14 protein-coding genes are annotated in these 19,726 nt (G+C 72.7%); 10 read left to right on the forward strand and 4 right to left on the reverse strand.

All coding sequences use genetic code 11. The features are described from left to right. Nucleotides 1-25 precede the first annotated feature (25 nt). Complete coding sequence (malQ, locus tag ACIBD9_RS23805; RefSeq protein WP_396720951.1) at nt 26-2,029, forward strand: 4-alpha-glucanotransferase; 2,004 nt, start codon at nt 26-28, stop codon at nt 2,027-2,029. A gap of 10 nt (nt 2,030-2,039) precedes the next feature. Here the strand turns inward: malQ and ACIBD9_RS23810 are convergent, their stop codons facing one another. After that, nucleotides 2,040-3,149 carry a winged helix DNA-binding domain-containing protein gene (locus ACIBD9_RS23810; protein ID WP_396720952.1) on the reverse strand — a complete coding sequence of 370 codons (1,110 nt, stop codon included), beginning with the start codon at nt 3,147-3,149 and terminating at the stop codon, nt 2,040-2,042. A 138-nt stretch (nt 3,150-3,287) separates the two neighbouring features. On the opposite strand from ACIBD9_RS23810, the gene ACIBD9_RS23815 reads away from it, so the two are divergent. The 4 genes from ACIBD9_RS23815 to wrbA all read left to right on the forward strand — a co-directional run bounded on the left by ACIBD9_RS23815 (nt 3,288) and on the right by wrbA (nt 5,778). Further along, nucleotides 3,288-3,680, forward strand: a complete 393-nt coding sequence (locus tag ACIBD9_RS23815) for a hypothetical protein (RefSeq protein ID WP_396720953.1) — start codon at nt 3,288-3,290, stop codon at nt 3,678-3,680. 64 nt (nt 3,681-3,744) lie between these two features. Continuing rightward, complete coding sequence (locus ACIBD9_RS23820) at nt 3,745-4,503, forward strand: HipA family kinase (RefSeq protein WP_396720954.1); 759 nt, start codon at nt 3,745-3,747, stop codon at nt 4,501-4,503. Continuing rightward, nucleotides 4,500-4,868 carry a DUF3037 domain-containing protein gene (locus ACIBD9_RS23825; RefSeq protein ID WP_091404117.1) on the forward strand — a complete coding sequence of 123 codons (369 nt, stop codon included), beginning with the start codon at nt 4,500-4,502 and terminating at the stop codon, nt 4,866-4,868. The genes ACIBD9_RS23820 and ACIBD9_RS23825 overlap by 4 nt, the downstream gene beginning before the upstream one ends. Before the next feature lie 292 nt (nt 4,869-5,160). After that, nucleotides 5,161-5,778 carry an NAD(P)H:quinone oxidoreductase gene (wrbA, locus tag ACIBD9_RS23830; RefSeq protein ID WP_396720956.1) on the forward strand — a complete coding sequence of 206 codons (618 nt, stop codon included), beginning with the start codon at nt 5,161-5,163 and terminating at the stop codon, nt 5,776-5,778. A gap of 87 nt (nt 5,779-5,865) precedes the next feature. Here the strand turns inward: wrbA and ACIBD9_RS23835 are convergent, their stop codons facing one another. Next, nucleotides 5,866-7,788 carry an anthranilate synthase family protein gene (locus ACIBD9_RS23835; protein WP_396720958.1) on the reverse strand — a complete coding sequence of 641 codons (1,923 nt, stop codon included), beginning with the start codon at nt 7,786-7,788 and terminating at the stop codon, nt 5,866-5,868. Between the two features lie 206 nt (nt 7,789-7,994). On the opposite strand from ACIBD9_RS23835, the gene ACIBD9_RS23840 reads away from it, so the two are divergent. The 3 genes from ACIBD9_RS23840 to ACIBD9_RS23850 all read left to right on the forward strand — a co-directional run bounded on the left by ACIBD9_RS23840 (nt 7,995) and on the right by ACIBD9_RS23850 (nt 12,463). Continuing rightward, complete coding sequence (locus ACIBD9_RS23840; protein WP_396720959.1) at nt 7,995-9,407, forward strand: FGGY family carbohydrate kinase; 1,413 nt, start codon at nt 7,995-7,997, stop codon at nt 9,405-9,407. Nucleotides 9,408-9,506: 99 nt separating this feature from the next. Next, complete coding sequence (locus tag ACIBD9_RS23845; RefSeq protein WP_396720961.1) at nt 9,507-12,044, forward strand: nitrate- and nitrite sensing domain-containing protein; 2,538 nt, start codon at nt 9,507-9,509, stop codon at nt 12,042-12,044. Between the two features lie 5 nt (nt 12,045-12,049). Then, nucleotides 12,050-12,463, forward strand: a complete 414-nt coding sequence (locus tag ACIBD9_RS23850) for a roadblock/LC7 domain-containing protein (RefSeq protein ID WP_203148617.1) — start codon at nt 12,050-12,052, stop codon at nt 12,461-12,463. Between the two features lie 80 nt (nt 12,464-12,543). Here the strand turns inward: ACIBD9_RS23850 and ACIBD9_RS23855 are convergent, their stop codons facing one another. Further along, nucleotides 12,544-13,887: a GH1 family beta-glucosidase gene (locus ACIBD9_RS23855; protein WP_396720962.1), complete on the reverse strand. Its 1,344-nt coding sequence runs from the start codon at nt 13,885-13,887 to the stop codon at nt 12,544-12,546. 846 nt (nt 13,888-14,733) lie between these two features. Here ACIBD9_RS23855 and ACIBD9_RS23860 point away from each other — a divergent pair. Beyond that, nucleotides 14,734-17,640, forward strand: a complete 2,907-nt coding sequence (locus ACIBD9_RS23860; protein ID WP_396720963.1) for a glycoside hydrolase family 48 protein — start codon at nt 14,734-14,736, stop codon at nt 17,638-17,640. Nucleotides 17,641-17,978: 338 nt separating this feature from the next. On the opposite strand, the gene ACIBD9_RS23865 is transcribed toward ACIBD9_RS23860, so the two are convergent. After that, entirely contained in the window at nt 17,979-18,587 is a 609-nt protein-coding gene (locus tag ACIBD9_RS23865; RefSeq protein ID WP_396721012.1) for a DUF3159 domain-containing protein, read from the reverse strand. A 230-nt stretch (nt 18,588-18,817) separates the two neighbouring features. On the opposite strand from ACIBD9_RS23865, the gene ACIBD9_RS23870 reads away from it, so the two are divergent. After that, on the forward strand, nt 18,818-19,705 hold the full coding sequence (locus tag ACIBD9_RS23870) for a phosphatase PAP2 family protein (RefSeq protein WP_396720965.1): 888 nt from the start codon (nt 18,818-18,820) through the stop codon (nt 19,703-19,705). Nucleotides 19,706-19,726 lie beyond the last annotated feature (21 nt).

Consider the following 19,726-nt stretch of genomic DNA (forward strand, 5'->3'; position numbering starts at 1 on the left):
GTCGCGTCGTGAAGCGGGGGACGGGATGAACCGACGATTGGCCGCGCTGGCCAACGCGCACGGTGTTTCCACCTGGTACGAGGATTGGCGGCACCGCCGCGTCGAGGTCGCACCGGAGACCGTGGTGGGGGTGCTGGGGCTGCTCGGGGTGGACGCCACCAGCCCGGCGGCGATCGCCGACGCGCTGGCCGCCGCCCGTGCGGTCGACCGGAGCGCCCTGCCGGAGACGGTCGTGCTCACCCACGGCCGCGCCCGGGCGCTGCCCGGCCCCGGGGTGGTGACCCTGGAGGACGGTGGCCGCCGCGCGGTCGACGGTGAGCTGCCAGCGGACCTGCCGCTGGGTTGGCACCGGCTGGCCTGTGCCGACCGGGAGGTGACGCTGGTGGTGGTGCCGCGTCGGCTGCCGGTGCCGCCCCGGACGTGGGGGTGGATGCTCCAGCTCTACGCGCTCACCTCGGAGCGTTCCTGGGGCATGGGCGACCTCGGTGACCTCGCCGACTTCACCGGGTGGGCCGGTGCCACCGGGGCGGGGTTGGTGCTACTCAACCCGCTGCACGCGGTCGGGCCGGCGCACCCGGTGGCCACCTCACCGTATTCGCCGGCCAGCCGGCGCTTCGTCAACCCGCTCTACCTACGGGTCAGCGACACCGCCGCGTACCGTGCGGCGGACCCGGCGACGCGTGCGGTGGTCGACGCGTTGCGGCCCGACCGGGGTTCCCTGATCGACTACGACGAGGTGTGGTCCGCCAAGCGGCGCGCGCTGGAGTTGCTGCACCCGTACGCCCAGCCGGTGGACCTCGCCGCGGACCCGGCGTTGACCAGCTTCGCCACCTGGTGCGCGCTCGCCGAGCGGCACGGCAACGACTGGCGTGCCTGGCCGGCGGAGCTGCACCACCCTGACTCCCCGGCGGTCGCCGAGCAGCGCCGGCAGCTCGCCGACCGGGTTGGCTTCCACGCCTGGCTGCAACACCTCTGCGACGAGCAGCTCGACGCCGTCACGGCGGCGGCCCGCTCGGCGGGGATGCCGGTCGGCGTCGTGCACGACCTGGCCGTCGGCATCGACCCGGGCGGCGCGGACGGGTGGCAGCTCGCCGACGTGCTGGCCCAGGGCGTGCGGGTCGGCGCACCGCCGGACGACTTCAACCAGCTCGGCCAGGACTGGGGGCTCGCCGCGTGGCGCCCGGACCGGCTCGCCGCCACCGGCTACGCCGCGTACCGGGACATGCTGCGCCGCACGCTGCGGCACGCGGGTGGTCTGCGGGTCGACCACGTCGCCGGCCTGTGGCGACTGTGGTGGGTGCCGCCGGGCGGCGGCGCGGCCGAGGGCACCTACGTGCGCTACGACGCCGAGGCGATGCTCGGGATCCTCGCGTTGGAGGCGCACCGGGCCGGCGCGGTGGTGGTCGGTGAGGATCTCGGCACGGTCCAACCGGCGGTGACCCGAGGGTTGCGGGGGCGCAACATGCTGGGCTCGACCGTGCTGTGGTTCGCGCGTGACGACGCCGGTGACTTCGTGTCGCCGGCCCGGTGGCCCCGCAACGCCCTCGCCACCATCTCCACCCACGACCTGCCCACCGCGCCGGGCTTCCTGACCGGTGAGCACGTGCGGGTGCGCGACGAGTTGAAACTGCTCGGCACGGACGTGGCGGTGGAGCGGGCCCGTGCCGCCGCCGATCGGGACCGGCTGCTCACGATGTTGCGCGCCGAGCACCTGCTGCCCGAGCCGGCTGCGGGGTCCGGGTCGGCTGAACCGGCGACGACGCCCGACGACGGCGAGGTGGTGGTGGCGATGCACGCCGCGCTCGCGGCCAGCCCGACCCGGCTGCTCGGCGTCTCCCTCTACGACGTGCTGGGCGAGGTGCGCCAACCCAACATGCCGGGCACGGTGGACGAGTATCCGAACTGGCGGCTGCCGCTGCCGGCCAGCGTGGCGCAGATCCAGGCGGACCCCCGGGTGACCCGGATCGTCGACCTGCTCAGCGCCGCCCGCCCCCGACCGGCCGACCCGACGCCGGCCGCCGAGGAGTGACCCGGCCCGGTCAGGTCAGCCAGTCGAAGCGGGCCGGCAGCCCGAGGAAGTCGGCGTAGCGCCCGAGCGCCTGCTCCACCCGGGCCCGGGCGGCGACGTCGAGGGCCGTGAGCGGCTGGACCGTCACGGTGACCGCGGTGCGGCCGATCTTGCGCTTCCACACGCCCACCACCCGACCGGCGCGGACCACGGTGGCCTGGAAGATGCCGTTGTTGCCCGGCACCACGGCCGCCTGGTGGGCGGGGTCGAGCATCAACGTCCGGTCCCGGAAGCCGAGCAGGTACTCGTCGAACCCGGGCAGCGCCAGCACGTCCTCCGGCGCGGTGCGCGGCGCGTCGGCCAGGGCCGCGTCGACGTACATCGGTGTGCCGTCGACCCGCACCGTGCTCAGCGCGGCTGCGGCGGCGGCCAGACCGCGCCGGGCGTCGGTGAGGGTGAGGCCGCTCCACCCGGCGAACTCGCGGTCGGTGACCGGGCCGTGCCCGCGTACGTAGCGGTGGGCGAGCAGGGCCAACGCCTCGTCCCGTTCCAGCCGGTGGGGCTCGGGCGCCCACTCGTCGAGCAGGGCGAAGGTCTGGTCGGTGCCGATGTTCGGCGCCACGCAGGTCACGCCACGGACGCTCGCATACCACAGCAGGTGGTAGCCACGTTGCCCGTCGGTGCCCAGGCCGGCCGCCCGCAGGGTGGCCAGGCACTGCGCGCGGGTGAGCCGACCGCCGCCGGCCAACGCGGCGCCGAGGACGTCCGCCGCCCGGTCCGCGTCGGCCTCGGTGAGCCCGAGCTGTGCCCGCCGGGTCGCCAGGCCGGCCAGCGATCGTACGCCGGTCAGCTCCAGCATCCAGCGGGCGTCGGCGGGCGGGACGAGGTGCACGGTGCCCCGCATCGGCCAGGTGCGCAGCGCCTCGCGCCGCTCCAACGCCGCCTGCACGTCGGTGACGCTACGGCCGGGTAGCCGGGCCCCCAGCGACCACAACCCGCTGGCCAGGTCCTGTGCCTGCATCGCGCCGAACCACTCGACCACCTCGGCGACGCTGTCGGGTCGGGTGCCCGGATGCGGGCGCAGCAGCAGGCTGGTCATCCGCAGCGCCAACGCGTCGGCCGCGCTGAGGTCGACAGGCATCGGGCCCTCCTTTTCGTGGCCGGGCGGCCAGCCTAGGGCCGACCACCGACACTTCCGCAGATGGGAGGCGTAACGACGGTCGTCGGGGGAATGCGCCCCGCCGGAAGTACGCGCGCCGCGTGTACGGAAGGGAATCTCATGACTGCCGCAAGCGAGCCGGCCCGGGGTGCCGGCGTACCGGCCGGGTCCCGCAGCCATCGGGGGGACACCCGCGCGAAGACGAGCGCCGCCGCGACCTTCGCCCTGGTGTTCGGAGTGGCCGGCCTGTTCAGCGTGTTGACGGCGATCCTCGCCTGGTTGGGGCTGGTGCTCGGCATCATCGGGATCATCCTCGGCATCGTCGGCCTCAAGATGGCCCGCCGACCCGGGGTCACCGGTCGTGGCGTGTCGATCGGCGGCCTGGTGCTCAGCATCCTGGCCGTGCTGATCGGCCTGGGTCTGGCCGCCGGAATCACCACGTTCGTCAACAACGAGAACGCGGTGGACCGCCTGCAGACCCAGGTCGACAAGCTGCGCGACAAGCTCGACTGACCGGCGCGTACCGGTCTGGGCCGGCCCGCCACCCGTTCTGGCCGGCCCCAGTAGGGTGGGCGGCGTGCTCCGCCAGGTCACCGCGATCCGCTACGTCACCCCGCTGCGCGAGGGTGGGTCGCTGCCGGGCGTGGTGGAGGCCGACGACCTCGGCACCTACGTGGCGAAGTTCCGTGGTGCCGGGCAGGGGCCCAAGGCGCTCATCGCCGAGGTGATCTGCGGTGAGCTGGCCCGCCGGCTGGGGTTGCGGGTGCCGCCGCTGGTGGTCCTCGACGTCGACCCGGTCATCGGGCGCGCCGAGCCCGACCAGGAGGTGCAGGAGCTGCTGCGCAGCAGCGGTGGTGCCAACCTCGGGATGGACTTCCTGCCCGGGGCGCTGGGCTTCGACCCGGTGGCGCACCCCGTCGACCCGGTGCTGGCGTCCCGGGTGCTCTGGTTCGACGCGTACGTGGAGAACGTCGACCGGAGTTGGCGCAATCCGAACCTGCTGGTCTGGCACCGGGAGCTGTGGCTGATCGACCACGGCGCCTCGCTGTACTTCCACCACAACTGGCCGCGCGCCGAGGCCTCCGTGCACCGGGCCTACCGCGCGGAGGATCACGTGCTGGCCCCGTACGCGTCGCGGCTGGCCGAGGCCGACGCCGAGTTGGCCCCCCAGGTCACCCCGGCGCTGCTCACCGAGGTGTTGGCCCAGGTGCCGGGGGAGTGGTTGACCGCCGCCGACTTCGAGACGGCCGACGCGGCGCGCGAGGCGTACCTGGACCACCTGTCCCGCCGCGTCGCTCGCACGGCCGACTGGCTGCCAACGGGGAGCGGGGCATGAGGCAACCCTTCGAGTACGCGCTGATCCGCCTCGTGCCCCGTATCGAGCGCGGTGAGCAGATCAACGTCGGGGTGTTGCTCTACTGCCAGCAGCGCGACTTCCTGGCCGCGCGGACGCACCTGGACGCCGACCGGGTTCGCGCGCTGGCGCCGGACGTCGACCTGCCGGCGGTGGCCGCGGTGCTCGACTCCTGGGACCGGACCTGCTCCGGTGACGGGCCGGCTACCCGGATGCGGCTCGGTGAGCGGTTCCACTGGCTGGCCGCGCCACGGAGCACGATGATCCAGACCGGGCCGGTGCACACCGGTCTCACCGTCGACCCGGCGGCCGAGCTGGACCGGCTGATGGCGACCCTGGTCCGCTGAACCGAGGCGGGGCGCGGAAGCGTGATCGTCCCCTGATCGCGCTACGCCAGCGCCGTTGCCAGCGGAGCGCGATCCCCCGTTCAGGTGCCCGGTGCGGGGCGGCGGCTCGATCCCGCCGGCACCGATGGCATCAGGATCGTCGTCCGCGTGCGGCGTCGGGCCGAAACGACCGGGAAGTTGCGGAAAACTTGAGTTGGCGGACCGGCGTGCGGGGGCGCCTCGGGCTGTCGTTAGAGCGCGTCCGCAGCGGGTAGTCGCGGGAGCTGATCCGAGACGAGAAGGGGACACTCTGATGGCTGCCCAGACCAAGGTAGCGGTGATTTACTACAGCGCCACCGGCACCACCTACCAGATGGCGCAGGCCGTGTGTGAGGCCGCCGGGGATGCCGGCGCCGACGTGCGCCTGCGCAAAGTGCGCGAGTTGGCGCCGGACGAGGCGATCCGCTCCAACTCCGGCTGGCAGGCGCACCGCCTGGAGACCCAGGACGTGCCCGAGGCGATGGTCGACGACCTGGCCTGGGCCGACGTGGCGATCTTCGGTGCGCCGACCCGGTACGGCATGGTCGCCGCGCAGCTGAAGCAGTTCATCGACACCACCGGCCCGCTCTGGAGCCAGGGCGCGCTGGCCAACAAGGTCTACTCCGCCTTCACCTCGACGGCGACCTCGCACGGGGGTCAGGAGACCACGCTTACCTCGCTCTTCAACGTCTTCTACCACTGGGGCGGTGTGGTGGTCACCCCCGGTTACACCGACACCAGCCAGTTCATCGCCGGTAACCCGTACGGTGCCTCGCACACCAGCAACAACGGGGAGATCGCCCCGGACGCCGTGGCGCTCGGGGCCTGCGCGCTCACCGCCCGGCGCGCGGTGCAGCTGGGTGCCGCGCTGAAGGCGGGCCTGGCCGGCTGACGGACGAGGGCGACCGGTGACGCGGGCGGGGGCTCTCGGCCCGTCCGCGCCACCGGTCCACCCAGCCCTACCCCCGGGCCGGGCCGACTATGCGCCGCCGAGCGTCGCGGACAGCTCGTCGGTGCGCGACGCGGGCAGCAGATCGGTCACCAGCTCGCTCAGCACGGCGAGCCCGTCCGGGCTGAGCACCGACTCGGCGTGGAACTGCACCCCGGCGAAGCCGCGCCCCCGTAGGGCGTGCACGGCGCCGTCACCCGGGTCCCGGGCAAGCTCCACCGGCCCGTACGCGGTGGCCAGCAGGTCGGCCTCGGCGCGGGCGGTGAACGTCGAGTAGAACCCGACCCGGCGGGTCCGGCCGAACACCGGTACCTCCCGCTGCAACCCCTGATAGGGCGCCTCCCGGCGGTGCAACGCCAGCCCCAGCAGCCCGGCCAGCACCTGATGGCTGAGGCAGACCGCGAGGGTGGGACGGCCGGTGGCCAGCAGCCCGGTCAGCAGCTCCCGCAGCGCCACCACCTTCGGCTCGTCCACGCTGCCCGGGTCGCCGGGTCCGGGGCCGGCCACCACCAGGTCGTAGTCGTCGACCGGGCCGCTCGCGTGCCACGGCCGGGTGGTCACCGTCAGGCCCAACGCGCCCAGTTGGTGGGCCAGCATGCCGGTGAAGGTGTCCTCGGCGTCCACGATCAGCACCCGGCGGCCGACCAGCCCGGGCAGGCCGGGCGCGTCCGGTGACCGCTGGTCCAGCCAGAAGCGCGCCAGCGGTGCGTTGCGCGCGGCCAGCGCGTCGCGTACCGCCGGGTCGTCGGCCAGCCGCGTGACCGGCCCGCGGTCGCCGACGGTCGCCGCCGGGCCGAGGCCGAGCGCGGCCAGCACCCCGGCGGCCTTGGCGTGCGTCTCGGCGACCTCGCCGGCCGCCGTCGAGTGCCGGACCAGAGTGGCGCCGACCGGCACCCGCAGCCGGCCGGTGGGGGAGATCTCGGCGGTCCGGATCAGGATCGGCGCATCGAGGGTCTGCCGGCCGGCCTCGTCGTGGCCGAGCAGCGCCAGCACGCCCCCGTAGTAGCCCCGGCCCCGGCGCTCGTGCCGGGCGATCACCCGGCAGGCGTTCTCGATCGGGCTGCCCGTCACGGTGGGGGCGAACATCGTCTCGCGCAGCACCTCCCGCACGTCGCGGGTGCCCCGCCCGGCGAGCAGGTACTCGGTGTGCGCCAGGTGCGACATCTCCTTCAGGTACGGCCCGATCACCTGCCCACCGTGCTCGGCGACGGTGGCCATCATCTTCAGCTCCTCGTCGAGCACCATGTACAGCTCTTCGATCTCCTTCTCATCGGCGAGGAAGCGCAGCAGGGCCGCCCGGTCCGCGACGCCACCGGGGCAGCGGAAGGTGCCGCTGATCGGGTTCATCATCACCAGGCCGTCGTCGACGCTGACGTGCCGCTCCGGGCTGGCGCCGACAAGCGTCCGGGTGCCGGTGTGCACCACGAACGTCCAGTACGCGCCGCGTTCGGCGATCAGCAGCCGGCGCAGGGCGGCCAGCGCGGCCCCCAGCGGTGGGCCCTGCACGGTGGCGTGCAGGGCGCGGTGGATGACGAAGTTCGCGCCCTCGCCGCGGCCGATCTCCTCGGACAGCACCCGCTGCACGGTCCGCGCGTACTCCTCGTCGCTGACGTCGAAGCCGGCGTCGCCGGTCTGGACCGGTTCGTCGGGCAGCGCGGCGAGGGCGTCGGCCAGCGTGATCCGCTGGTGCTCGCGGACCTGGAGGAACTCCAGCGGGGCGCCGTCGTCGACGCAGGCGAAGCCGCGCTCGGTGATCTGCCGGTACGGCACCAGGGCCAGCGTCCGCGCCCCGGGCGGGCCGGGCGGCAGCGGAAGGTCGGTGAGCCCTTCGACGGTGTCGACCGGGCCGGTGAACAGGTCCAGTTCGGCCGCGTTGTCGCGGCGTAGCAGCGCGAAGGGGCCGGGGTCGACGCCGTGGGCGACGGCGGTGAGCAGGTCGGTCAGGTGGGTCATCGGGTGTCTCCGTCGGGCCGGGGCGCCGCCGTCGGGCGGCCCGCTGGCCGGGAGATCCGGCGACCGCCTCGATGGCGGCCGCGTGGATGGAGCTACGCGCGGGAGATGGCCGCCGGGTCGGCGGGCCACCAACTGGTCAGTTGCGCGAGCATGTGATCCACCCTACGCGCCCGTCGGCCGGCTGGCACGGGGTAACTTGACCGGCGATGAACATTCTCGCGCTCGACCTGGGCACCTCCTCGGTACGCGGGCTGGTGCTGGACGCGGACACCCAGCCGCTGCCCGGCGCCCTGGCCCGCCGCAAGGTCGACCTCGCCATCGGTGACGACGGCACCGGCACGCTGTCCGGTCGGGACTATCTGGCGAACCTGGTCGAGTGCCTGGACGAGCTGGCCGACTCGGGGCACCTGCACGACGTCGGTCTGGTGGCGGTCTCCGCCCAGTGGCACTCGGTGCTCCCGCTGGACCGTGACGGCGCACCCCTGGGCCCGGTGGTCACCTGGCTGGACACCCGGCCCGCCCCGGTCGGGCGTACCGCCGGGCCGGCCGACCCGGACGGCTTCCACCAGCGCACCGGCTGCTGGTGGCACCGTTCGTACTGGTCGATGCGGTTGCCCTGGTTGCGCGAGCAGTCCGGCACCCCGATCGCCCGGTTCGTCGGTCTGCCCGAGTACGTGCTGGGCGAGCTGCTCGACACGGCACCCATGTCGATCTCCCAGGCCTCCGGGACCGGTCTGCTGGACCTGCGCACCCTGCGCTGGGACGAGGAGGCGCTGACCCTCGCCGAGGCGCGGCCGGAGGAGCTGCCGCCGCTGAGCGAGCTGGACTGGCACGGCCGGCTCCGGGTCGACCTGGCCCGTCGGTGGCCGCAGTTGGCGCAGGCCCGGTGGTCACCGCCGGTGGGCGACGGTGGGGCGTCGAACGTCGGCTCGGGCTGCGTCGACCCGAGCCGGGCCGCCGTCACCGTGGGCACCTCCGCGGCCGTACGGTTGATGCAGCGGATCCCGGCCGGCGAACCGATGCCCCGCCTGCCCGAACGGCTGTGGCGGTACCGGGTCGACCACGACCACGTGGTGACCGGGGCCGCGTACGCCAACGGAGGCAACCTCTTCGCCTGGGCGGACCGGGAGCTGCGGTTGCCCCGGGGCGCCGAGTTGGACGCGGCGCTGGCGCTGGTGCCGGCGGGCGGCGGCCGACCGGCGGACCCCCGCTTCGGTGGTGACCGGGCGCCGGGGCTGGCGCCGGCGGGCAGCGGTGAGCTGCGCGGTCTGAGCTTCAGCACCACCTCGGTGGACATCCTGGCCGGGCTGATGCAGGGGTTGTGTGAGCTGGTCGCCGAGGATCTCGGGGTGCTGGAGTCCACCATCGACAAACCGGTAGGCGTGGTGCTGGGCGGCGGCGCGGTGGCCGCCTCGGTGTGGTGGCGGCAGGCCTTCGCCACCGCGCTCGCACCGCGACCGGTGTCGCATCAACGCAACCCGGAGATCGGCGCCACCGGTGCCGCGTTGGTGGCGTTGGGGCGCTTCGGTGACGCGATCGAGCTCGCCGACATCGGCCGGACGGACGAGCTGGTTTTACCGACCCCGGCAGGACGTTCCCACCCGCAGTATCCTTCCTGAACCTCGGCCTCGCCCGGGCCGTTGACAGCGGTACCGAGCCTGGTTGGATGGACTGCGCTCCCCCGACCGCGGTGGACGCGGTAGGACGGAGGAGGCAGGGTGGCGGCAGGTCCCGACCCGGCGAACGGCGCGGTGTCGAACCATCGCCGACGCCGCTTCGACGTCCGAGTCGTTCCGCATCGACGGCGCTCTCCGTTCCGGCTGCGCGACTGGCGGATGAGCACGAAGCTCGCCACCGTGCTGCTGGTGCCGTCGATGGCGTTCCTCCTGCTCGCCGGGGTGCAGACCAGCACGCTGGTGGGGCGGACGACGGCGTTGAACGACTTCTCCGGTCAGGTCGGCATCGGCCGGCAGATCACTGCGGCGGTGCATCAGCTCCAGCAGGAGCGCGACCGCTCGGCGGGGGAGCTGGGTGAGTTGCGTAAGGGTGGTGACCGGCAGGCCGCCGCGAACGACCTGAAGCCGTTGCAGGCGTCCACCGACAAGGCCATCGTGGACCTGAGCCGGGCGGCCGAGCCGCTGGCCGACGCGGACGCGTCCTGGCGGGTCGCCTTCTCCGAGGCGCTTGAGGCGTACGACCAGGTGGTCGACATCCGCGCGGCGATTCCGCCGGCGGTGCTGAGCAGCGAGACCATCCTGGGCAACTACCACCGGGCCGTGGGGGCGTTGCTGGACCTGCTCGCCGAACCGACGCCGGGTCAGAACCAGCCGGCGTTGAACGACGCGGTGCTGCGCTACGTCCAGCTGGCCCGGGTCAAGGAACTCTCCTCCCGGGTGCGGGCGCAGCTCTACGCCGCCGCCCGCGCCGGTGCGTACGGCACCGAGGACCGGGTGGTCCTCGCCGACCTGCGCGGCCAGCAGCTCACCGCGCTCGGCGCGTTCCGGGTGGCCGCGACCACCGATCAGATCCGCCGCTACGACGAGACCTCGGTGTCACCGATGTTCCTGGTCGCCACCGGGTTGGAGGAGCAAAGCCTGTCCTCCGGCGGCGCGTCGCCGCAGGTGCTGCCGTCGGAGCAGTGGTGGTCGGCCAGCCAGCAGCGCCAGGAGCTGCTGCGCCAGCTTGAGGCGGGTGTGCTCGACGACGCCGTGCGCCAGGCCGAGGAGGCCAGCGACGATCAGCTGCGGACGACCCTGCTGGTCGTCGGTGGGGTCGTCACGGTCCTGCTGGCCGCCCTGCTGATCTCGTTGCTCATCGGGCGGTCGGTGGCCCGGTCGATGCGGTTGCTGCGCAGCCAGGCGCTGCGGATCGCCCAGGTCGAGTTGCCGGACACCCTGGACCGGCTGAAGACCGTCACCGGCGGGGTGCCCCGTATCGACGTCGCGCCGGCGGTGGTCCGCTCGCTCGACGAGATCGGCGAGTTGGCCGAGGCGTTCGTGGCGGTGCACCGCAGCGCGGTCACGGTCGCCGTCGAGCAGGCGCTCATGCGGCGCAACGTCAACGCGATGTTCGTCAACCTGGCCCGCCGCAGCCAGGTGCTGGTGGAGCGGCAGCTGGAGCTGCTGGACGACCTGGAGCGCGAGGAGAGCGACCCGGACCAGCTGGAGAATTTGTTCAAGCTCGATCACCTGGCCGCCCGGATGCGCCGTAACGACGAGAGCCTGCTGGTGCTCGCCGGCACCGACTCCACCCGCCGGTGGAACCGGCCGGTCGGCCTCGGTGCGGTGCTGCTGGCCGCCGCCGCCGAGATCGAGCAGTACCAGCGGGTCCGGATCGAGTCGGTGGCCGACGTGCACGTGGTCGGGCACGCCGTCGGCGAGTTGGTGCACCTGCTGGCCGAGCTGCTGGAGAACGCCACCGCCTTCTCCCGCCCGGACACCGTCGTGGTGGTGACCGCCCGGGTCGAGGCGGGCGCTCCGCTGATCGAGATCGTCGACCGTGGTCTGGGCATGAGCCCGGCCGCGCTGGTGCAGGCGAACGAGGTGCTGGCCAGCCCTCCGGCCGCTGACGTCGCGGCGGTGGAGCGGATGGGGCTCTTCGTGGTCAGCCACCTGGCGGCCCGGTTGGGCGTACGCGTGCGGTTGACCGGCGGCGAGGACGGCCTGGTCGCGCGACTCGCCCTGCCCGCGGTGTTGCTGGCTCCGGCGGGCAACGTCGAGCTGGACGCGCCCCCGTCGGCGCGGATGTTGGCGGCGAGCGCGGCGCGAGGGTTGGCTGGGCAGTCCGGGGCCGCCGGGCCGGCCGCCGCCCCGGTGCCGGGCGCCGCGGCGCGGGATCTGCCGGTGGCCGGCCGCCCGCCGGGTGTCGGCGTGCCACGTCAGGGCCGCCCGGTGCCGGTGCGCGCCGAGGACGTGTTGACCCCGAACGCTGCTCGCGGTGGCGGCGGGGGCTGGTATTCGCGGCAGGGCCCGAGCGGGCCGGCGGTGCCCGCACCGGCGGCGCCGCCGACCGTCCCGGTGACCGCCGGCACCAATGAGCGGGGATTGCCAATGCGGGTGCCCATGGCGCAGTTGAGCGCGGTCACCCGTTCGGCACAACCGATGTCGGCACCGACCCGCACCGACCCGGACCCGGAGGCGGTCGGCGGCATGCTCTCGCGGCTCTACAGCGGAGTACGGCGCGCCGAGGCTGAGGACACCACCGAGATACCCGTGCCACCGTCCGGGGGGCACGACGAAGGGGGACGACGACAGTGACGACGTTGAGCCAGGAGGCACGTGACCTGAGCTGGCTGGTGAGCGCGTTCGCGGAGCGGGTGCCGGGTGTGGCGCACGCGGTGGTGGTCTCCTCCGACGGGCTGCTGGTGGCGATCTCCGATCACCTGCCCCGTGACAACGCGGACAAGCTCGCCGCGGTGACCTCCGGGCTGATGAGCATCACCGCGGGTGCGGCCCAGATGTTCGACGGCGACGTCGTCAAGCAGACGGTGGTCGAGATGGGCCGTGGCTACTTCCTGGTGATGCAGATCCGCGACGGTTCGATTCTGGCCACGCTGGCCGCCGGTGACGCGGACATCGGTGTGGTGGGCTACGAGATGGCCCGGCTGGCCAAGCAGGCGGGGGAGATGCTCACCCCGGCCCTGCGGGCGGAGTTGCAGCAGGCGCTGCCCCGCTGAGTGCGCCGGCCGAGGCCCGGACGGTCACCGGCTCACCCGAGCCGAGCCGTCCGGGCCCGGCCGTCCGGGTGGCGGCGCCTTCAGAAGCCGCCGGCGGCGATGACGGAGCGGTACCAGGTGGCGCTGCTCTTGAGCACCCGCCGCTGGGTGGGGTAGTCCACGTAGACCAAGCCCCATCGTTGGTCGTAGCCCTGGTCCCACTCGAAGTTATCCAGCAGTGACCAGACGTGGAAGCTCTCCAGCGGCACCCCGTCGGCGATGGCGCGGTGCGCGGCGGTGAGGTGGTCGCGCAGGAAGCTGATCCGACCCGTGTCCTGGACGGTGTCATCCGCGTCCAGAGTGTCCGGTGTGGGCAGCCCGTTCTCGGTGATGGTGAGCGGGATCGGGCCGTACTCGCGGGTGATCCGGGTCAGCAGGTCGTACATCCCCTCGGGATAGATCTGCTGCCACTCGGCCTCGGAGGTCGCCCAGCGGTGCGCGGTGCCGCCGTCGGCGGTGACGTAGATCGGGGTGTAGTACTGCACGGCCAGCAGGTCGACCGGCGAGGAGATGATTTTCAGGTCGCCGTCGCGGATGCCCTGGACCATGCGGCTCTGCGGGCCCAGGTCGGCCAGCAGGTCCTCCGGGTAGCTGCCCTTGAACAGGGAGTCGAGGTAGAGGCGGTTCTCGTAGGCGTCGTAGAGGTGGGCGGCCGCGGCAGCCTGCGGGGAGTCGTCGGCGGGGTAGCAGGGGTGCAGGTTGAGTGCGGGGCCGATCCGGCTGTCGCTGCCGCTGGCCCGCAGCGCGCCGACGGCGAACCCGTGGGCGAGTTGCAGGTGGTGGGCGACCAGGTAGGCGGCGTCCGGGTCCTGCCGGCCGGGGGCGTGGTGGCCGGTGAGGTAGCCGTTCTGCACGACGGTCTTGGGCTCGTTGATGGTGAGCCAGGCCGGCACCCGGTCGCCGAGGGCGCGGAAGACCACATCGGCGTAGTCGGCGAAGCGGTGGGCGGTGTCGCGTGACTCCCAGCCGCCGGCGTCCTGGAGCGCCTGCGGGAGGTCCCAGTGGAACAGGGTGGCCATCGGGGTGATTTCGCGCTCGTGCAGGCCGTCGAGGAGGCGCCGGTAGAAGTCGAGGCCGCGCTGGTTGGGCGTGCCGGTGCCGTCGGGCTGGATCCGGGGCCAGGAGATGGAGAAGCGGTAGCTGCGCAACCCGAGGTCGCGCATGAGGTCGAGGTCCTCGGCGTAGCGGTGGTAGTGGTCGATGGCCACATCGCCGGTGTCGCCGTTGCGGGTGCGCCCCGGGACGCGGCTGAAGGTGTCCCAGACCGACTCGCCGCGCCCGTCCTCCTTGGCGGCGCCCTCGATCTGGTACGCGGAGGTGGCCGCGCCCCAGCCGAAGTTCTCCGGGAAGCGCAGCGGGCCGGCGGGCCCAATAGGTATCGACATGGATTCTCCTCATGGATACGGGGCCACCGCCGAAAGTTTCGGGAGCGCTCCCATGATAGGGCAGGCGCTGCCGGCCGGTCAGCCGGCCGTCAGAACGGCCGGCGCTGGCGGATGGGATGCGGGTGTGGCCCCGAGCAGCGAACGAGGCCGTCCGGGCGGCGCGGCGCGCCTGTCCCGTCGGCCTCTTTTCCTATCGTGTACGGGGGTTTAGTGTGGGGACGGGGGAGGGCAACCCCCGTCCCCACCGTAACTGCACACACACGGGCGGAATTTGGGTCCTGCCGTGCGTGTCGCGCGGGAGCCGGGCCACGCGAGTGGCTCTGGTTCCACCTCCCTCCCTGTGGCGGGACGATGGCTGACGACGGCGTCCGGGCTGGCCCGTCGTCGGCCCTCGGTCTGGTTCCCCGGGCTCGTCAGAGACGACCCCAGCGATCTTCTTGTTGGAACCTTGTCGATGGAAGCGCTCCCATCGACCGATGTTGCGACTGTAACGCCCGTCACGCCATTGTGAAAGCCCCAAAACGAGATCGAAACAAGGAGCTGATCCGGCGCTCCGTGCGCTTGTTGTGGGAGCGCTTCCATGGCACACTGTCGATTCGACGCGACACGAGCCACATCGCGTGAGTGCGGGTCCACCGAGGGCAACCGGCAGCACCAGCTCCGGTCACGGTCACCCGAGCGCGGCCGGCGGGACCCCCTCCCGTGCGGGCCGCACCGCCCTACCCCCGGCCGGGCCCGGGGAAGACCACCTTCCCGGCGCCTCGACATCCCCGCGGACCACCACCCTCGCGGGCAGGCGCCTCGCCGGAGAACCATCCCGGCCTGGTCCGAGGAGACACCGCGCACATGAGACAACTGGCAATACGCCGCCGCGTGGCGCTCGCCGCCGCCGCGCTGCTCGCCATCGGCGGGGTGACCCTGCCTGCCGGCGCCGCACAGGCCGCACCCGCCTGCGACGTGGTCTACGCGACCAACGACTGGAACACCGGCTTCACCGCCAACGTCACCATCAAGAACCTGGGCGACCCGGTCAGCAACTGGACGCTCAAGTGGACCTTCCCGACCAGCGGTCAGCGGGTCACCCAGGGCTGGTCGGCCAAGTTCAGCCAGTCCGGCAGCGAGGTCACCGCGACCAACGAGTCGTACAACGGCAACCTCGGCACCGGGGCCTCCACCACCATCGGCTTCAACGGCACCCACTCGGGGAGCAACCCGAAGCCCACCGCGTTCACCCTGAACGGCACCCCCTGCAACGGCACCCCGGCCAACCAGCCGCCGACGGTCTCCCTCGGCCTGCCGGCCGGGCCGTTCACCGCGCCGGCCGACGTGCCGTTGACCGCCACCGCCAGCGACCCGGACGGGACGATCAGCAAGGTCGAGTTCTACCGCAACGGCCTGCTGATCAACACCGACACCAGCGCTCCGTACGCCTACACGCAGGAGGACCTGCCGGCCGGCAGCTACACCGTCCAGGCCAAGGCGTACGACAACGCCAACGGCATCGGGGTCGACGAGAAGGCGTTCACCGTCGGCACCGCCAGCGGCCCGACGTTGATCGCCACTCCGTCCGCGGTGAGCGTCACCGAGGGTGGCACCAGCACCTTCAACCTGAAGCTCAGCGCCGCGCCGACGGCCAGTGTGCCGGTCACCCTCACCCGCACCGGAGACACCGACGTCACGGTCTCGCCGGCCACCGCCACGCTGACCACGAGCAACTGGAACACCGGGGTCACCGTCACGGTCGCCGCGGCGGAGGACACCGACACCGCCGGCGGCGCCGCCACCATCACCGCCTCCGCCACGGGTCTCGCCTCGCTGGCGGTCACCGCCACCGAGATCGACAACGACACCCCGGGCGGCGACAACACCTACATCGCGAAGTTCCTCGACCAGTACGGCAAGATCAAGAACTCGGGCTACTTCAGCCCCGAGGGCGTGCCGTACCACTCGGTGGAAACGCTGATCGTCGAGGCACCCGACCACGGTCACGAGACCACCTCGGAGGCGTTCAGCTTCTGGCTCTGGCTGGAGGCGAACTACGGGCGGGTCACCCAGAACTGGGCCCCGTTCAACAACGCCTGGACGGTCATGGAGAAGTACATCATCCCCACGCACGCCGACCAGCCGACCGCCGGCTCAGCGGGGACGCCGCAGTACGCCGCGGAGTACAACCTGCCCAGCCAGTACCCGTCGGCGCTGAACCCGAACGTCCCGGTCGGTCAGGACCCGCTCCGCTCGGAGTTGCAGTCCACCTACGGCACCGGCGACATCTACGGCATGCACTGGCTGATGGACGTCGACAACACCTACGGCTTCGGCCGCTGCGGTGACGGCACCACCAAGCCGGCCTACATCAACACCTTCCAGCGGGGCACCCAGGAGTCGGTGTGGGAGACCATCCCGCAGCCGTCCTGCGACACCTTCAAGCACGGCGGTCAGTACGGCTACCTCGACCTGTTCGTCAAGGACACCGGCGCCCCCGCCAAGCAGTGGAAGTACACCAACGCCCCGGACGCCGACGCCCGCGCCGTGCAGGCCGCGTACTGGGCGCTGACCTGGGCCAAGGCGCAGAACAAGCAGGCCGATGTCGCGGCCACCATCACCAAGGCCGCCAAGATGGGCGACTACCTGCGGTACGCGATGTTCGACAAGTACTTCAAGAAGATCGGCAACTGCGTCGGGGCCAGCACCTGCCCCGCCGGCAGCGGCAAGGACTCGGCGCACTACCTGCTGTCCTGGTACTACGCCTGGGGTGGCGCGTACGACGCCAGCCAGAACTGGTCCTGGCGGATCGGCTCCAGCCACAACCACTTCGGCTACCAGAACCCGTTCGCGGCCTGGGCGCTGACCAACACCCCGGAGCTCAAGCCGCAGTCGTCGACAGCGGTCGCCGACTGGACCAAGAGCTTCGAGCGGCAGCTGGAGTTCTACACCTGGCTGCAGTCCGCCGAGGGCGGCATCGCCGGCGGCGCGACCAACAGCTGGGACGGCAGCTACGCCCAGCCGCCGGCCGGCACCAGCACCTTCTACGGGATGTTCTACGACGTCGACCCGGTCTACAACGACCCGCCGTCGAACCAGTGGTTCGGCATGCAGGCCTGGTCCATGCAGCGCATCGCCGAGCTGTACCTGCAGACCGGCAACGCGAAGGCCAAGGCGCTGCTGGACAAGTGGGTGCCGTGGGCGATCGCCAACACCACCGTCGGCACCAACTGGTCGATCCCGTCGGACATGGCGTGGACCGGTCAGCCGACCACCTGGAACCCGTCCAGCCCGCAGCCCAACACCAACCTGCACGTCGAGGTGATCAGCAAGGGCCAGGACGTCGGCGTCGCCGCCGCCTACGCCCGGACCCTGATCGCGTACGCGGCCAAGTCGGGCAACGTGGCGGCGAAGAACACCGCCAAGGGTCTGCTCGACGCGCTGTCGGCCGCCAGCGACGCCAAGGGCGTCTCCACCACCGAGAAGCGTGGCGACTACCGGCGCTTCGACGACGTCTACAACGCGTCCACCGGGCAGGGCCTCTACGTCCCGCCGGGCTGGACCGGGAAGATGCCGAACGGCGACGCCATCGCCGCCGGCAAGAGCTTCCTCGACATCCGGTCCTTCTACAAGAACGACCCGGACTGGCCCAAGGTGCAGGCGTACCTGGACGGTGGCCCGGAGCCGAGCTTCAACTACCACCGGTTCTGGGCGCAGGCTGACGTCGCCATGGCGTACGCCGACTACGGCAGCCTGTTCCCGAACGGCTGAGACGACCCGGGGTGGGTGGCGTGGACCGCCCACCCCGGGGTCCGGCCCGGGTCCGGGGAACGACGGACCAGGGCTGGCGGACGGCCTGACACCCACGGTCAGGCCGGGGTGGGCCGGCCATCTGGCCGACGCAGCGGATCGGTCGGCCCACCCCACCGCCCGGACTGAAGCCAACCGCGAAAAAGCCCAGAAATTCGGGCCGTCGCGGGATCACACCGAGGTCCGTGACGGAGTAACGTACGTCACCGGAGAGGCCGCTCCCCCCGTGGCGGCCTCTCCACTTTTTTGCCCCGAGCCCGGCCGCCTTTTTGCCCGGAGCCCGGCCGCGCCCGACCGGGTCAGCGAGGCGGGGTGACCGGGTGACGCAGCCCCGGGTGCCCGGCCGGCAGCGAGCGCCGCAGCACCACCCAGCTCAGTGCCAGCGCCGCGGCGACCAGCGGCCAGGTCAGCGCCACCCGGGCCACCACCAGCGCGAGCACCTGCCCGCCCAGGTAGAGCGGCACGAACACGGCAAGCCGCAGCAGGTACGTAGCCGTCCACACCCAACTGGCCCGCCCGTACCCGCGCAGCAGCGCCGGGTCACGCCGCCACCCGGCCCGTTGGCCCAGCACCGCGCCGACCAGCACGCCGAGCAGCGGCCAGCGCACCACGATGCTGACTGTCCACGCCAGAGCGCTCGCGGCGTTGGAGAGCACCTGGATCAGAAAGAAGTTCTCGGCCCGGCCGGTGCGCACCGCGATCAACGCCGCGACGCAGACGGCCAGCAGCCCGATCAGCACCGAACGCGGCCGGTCACCCCGACGCAGCCGTACGCCCGCCACCACCGCGCCCACGGCCAGCGCCGCGCCCACCCCGCCCCACAGCGACTCGCCGCCCAGCAGCCAGCCCGCCGCGAACGCCAGCGGCGGCAGGGTGGCGTCGATGGCGCCGCGTCGCCCGCCCAGCAGATCCGTCAGCGACTCGGCCCGCGCCGGCCCAGCCGGACCGGTGTCGGCGCCGGCTGGCGCCGGCCCTGCCGACCCCGGGTCGTCGCCTTTGCGCTGCTCCGGACCGGGTTCGGCCGGGCCGCTGTCGCGCTCCGGTGTTCCGCTCACCACCGCCTCCTCGCCTCTGGCACAACCTAACCGGCGACGGACGGCGGGCCACCGCTCGGACCGCCGACACCTGCCGCTACGGTGTGCGGATGCGCGCGACGGCACGGGGTTGGACCGCGGTCTGGTTGGTCGTACTGGCCCTCGTCCAGGCGGCTGCCTTCCTCGCCGTGTGGCGGGTGGCCGTGCACCTCGAGATCGGTCAGTGGGTGGACACGGTCGCCCTCACCGGCAACCGGATCGGGCAGGACACCATCGACGGTCCGGTCGATAAAATCCTCAACGCGATGTCGGTGGTCTCGCTGCTGGCCGCCACCGCGATGATCGGGTTCATCGCGTTGATCCGGGGGCGGATCGCCCTGGCGATCACCGCGACCCTGCTGATCGCCGGAGCGAACGTCACCACCCAACTGCTCAAGTACGGGCTGAACCGGCCCGACTACGGTCTCGACCCGGAACGCGCCGCGGTGGGCAACAGCCTGCCCAGCGGGCACGCCACGGTGGCCGCGTCGGTGGCGGTCGCGCTGATGCTCGTGCTGCCGCGCAAGGTGCGGGCCGTCGGTGCCTTCATCGGTGCCGGCTACGCCGCCGCAGCCGGAGTGGCCACCCTCTCCGCCGGCTGGCACCGGCCCAGCGACGCGGTCGCCGCGTATCTGGTGGTGGGTGTCTGGGCGGCGCTGGCCGGGTTGGTCCTGCTCGTCTTCCAGCGGGAGCAGGCCGAGGTCGCGCCCGGTGACGCGCACCGGGTCGCCGCGCTCGTGCTCGGGGTGGGCGGTGTGCTCGCCCTGCTCGCCTGTGGGCTGGCCCTGGCCTGGTTGGTCGACCTGCGCGGCACCGGGCCAACCGAGTTGAGCCGCCGCCCCCTGTTCGTCGGGTACGCGGGCAGCGCCGCCGGGATCGCCGGCACGATGGCGGTGGTGATGGCGTTGGTGCTCAGCGTCGTCCACCGGCTGGTGCCCCGGGTCAAGGGCTGAGCCAGCCGGCGCAGCCGGGGG

The organism is Micromonospora sp. NPDC050784 (assembly GCF_044456765.1).
GTDB classification, from domain to species: Bacteria; Actinomycetota; Actinomycetes; order Mycobacteriales; family Micromonosporaceae; genus Micromonospora; species Micromonospora foliorum.